The organism is Methylophilus sp. 14, assembly GCF_015354345.1.
Lineage (GTDB): Bacteria > Pseudomonadota > Gammaproteobacteria > Burkholderiales > Methylophilaceae > Methylophilus.
Window position 1 is genome coordinate 1 of record NZ_JADKYS010000014.1, and the last position, 1,231, is coordinate 1,231.

Annotated in this window: 1 protein-coding gene; it reads right to left on the minus strand. The window is 46.5% G+C overall.

The annotated features are described in order from the left end of the window. Positions 1–26 precede the first annotated feature (26 nt). A protein-coding gene (locus INP78_RS14500; RefSeq protein ID WP_228522929.1) for an IS3 family transposase occupies positions 27–1,171 on the minus strand; the annotation gives its coding sequence in 2 pieces (ribosomal slippage) (positions 27–928 and positions 928–1,171; 1,146 coding nt in all). Positions 1,172–1,231 lie beyond the last annotated feature (60 nt).

The window sequence follows — 1,231 nt, forward strand, 5'->3', positions numbered from 1 at the left end:
TGGACTACCCACGGTTTTGTAGACACCTAGCCTTGTTTGCGCCAGACCTCTTCAAACGCTTCAGGGCTCATGCCATTTAGGTGTGAGTGTCGTCTGGCCCTGTTATAAAACACTTCAATATAATCAAAAATATCAGCGCGTGCTTTATCTCTCGAATGATACACATGATTGCGGATTCTTTCCTTTTTTAGGCTGCTAAAAAAAGATTCAGCCACTGCATTGTCGTAACAGTTGCCTCTGCGACTCATGCTTGCCTGAAGTTGATGTTGCTCGCAAAATCGCTTCCATTCGTCACTGCTATATTGTGATCCTTGGTCAGAATGAATAATGACGGGCTTAGCTGGTTTACGGCGCCATACCGCCATTAAAATCGCATCCAACACGATTTCCTTAGCCAAGGTTGATTTCATTGACCAGCCAATCACCTTGCGAGAGAACAGGTCTAACACCACAGCCAAATACAACCAACCCTGTAGAGTCCGAATATAGGTAATGTCTGTCACCCATGCTTCATCAGGTGAGTGCATATAGAACTGCTGCGATAATCGGTTCGGTGCTGCTTTCGCTGGCTTATGATATTTAAAGCGGTGCTTTCTGTATCCACGTAGTGCTGCGATCCCATTCGCTCGCATGATCCTGGCGACACGATGCACACCACAAGACTCTCCGACCTCTCTCAGATCGCAAAATACTCGCCTGCTACCGTAAATCCCCTGGCTAGCTTCAAAAGACTCTTTGATCAAACCTAGTAGGCGCCTATCCTCTATACTTCGATTAGATTCTGGTTTATGACGCCATGCATAAAACCCACTAGGATGAACGCCTAGCAGATGACACATCGGTCGGATCTTGTGCTCATTGCTAGCCGCCTCAATAAAGGCGTACTTTACTCTGGCTGTCTTGCAAAGTACGCGGCGGCCTTTTTTAAAATATCCCGCTCTTCCTGGGCTCTGGCCAACTCTGCGCGCAAGCGAAGATTCTCACGTTTCACTTCAATCAGCTCGGTTTTAGATTTTTCTTCATCCGACGGTTCCGAAGCTCTAACCCACTTATAAAGACTTTGTGCTGATACTCCGAGTCTGTTTGCTACATCAGCCACTGAAAAGCCACGTTCAACTACCTGGCGTACTGCCTCTGCCTTAAATTCTTCTGCAAATCGTTCCCTTGCCATCATCTACTCCGTTCAGTTTAATTAAACTATAACGGTGTCTATCAAAGCGTGGGTAGTCCA